At 41.3% G+C, this 635-nt stretch carries 1 protein-coding gene and 1 pseudogene; both read right to left on the bottom strand.

Annotation, left to right across the window (positions count from 1 at the left end):
* The coding region (locus BWI97_RS27560) for a restriction endonuclease subunit S (protein ID WP_199182141.1) at positions 1-333 on the bottom strand (333 nt) is incomplete at its 3' end.
* Positions 334-378: 45 nt separating this feature from the next.
* Positions 379-635, bottom strand: a pseudogene (locus tag BWI97_RS27950) (SAM-dependent methyltransferase); the annotation flags it as partial.

Here is a 635-nt window from a genome sequence, read left to right as displayed (position 1 = left end):
AATTCTTTCATGTAATTGTCTAAATAAGAAATAACTGAAATTATTATTTACTAGTAGTTTAGACCTGACAATTTTTAAGTCTTGGTTAATAGCTGTTTTAATTTTAGTAATTACAGGCTTACCAGGAGACATTCTTGTTCCGATAATAATTTCCCCTGGCTCTGCTACATTTGATGCACTATTTTTTAAACCTTCTTCGCTAATGAAATCTTGTGTTGACTCAAGCTTTTCAACTTGACTAATGTCTTTAATTGATGCCCAAGGTATAGTTCCATTCCAATATGTGGAAATAGCTTTACTAGGTGTCCCCCCCTCCAATAAAATAATAAACATCCCCTAAAGTTACATTAACCCAACCTTCTGGCAATTCTCTTTCCATCATCCTAGTAGTTCAATAATCTTTTCGAGTTCCTGATGTATGGCTTTTAATTCTTCGGCGGCTTCGCGGGCAATGTCCAGCGGTTCTTCGTCAGGGTTATTTCCGCTTACGCTGGCGTCGGCCATGAGGCCCAGATCCAGCGAATCGTTTTTCTGAGTAATCTGCTCGCGGGTCAGGCAGCTCCAGCGTTCGTCGCTTATGCTCTCGCGGGCTTGCTGGTCTATCGTGCCGTCGTATGCATTCGTCAGTTCGGTCA

The organism is Siphonobacter sp. BAB-5405, assembly GCF_002872335.1.
GTDB lineage: Bacteria > Bacteroidota > Bacteroidia > Cytophagales > Spirosomataceae > Siphonobacter.
The sequence above is the reverse complement of the archived record's forward strand: the minus strand, read 5'-3'. Positions and strand labels throughout refer to the sequence as shown.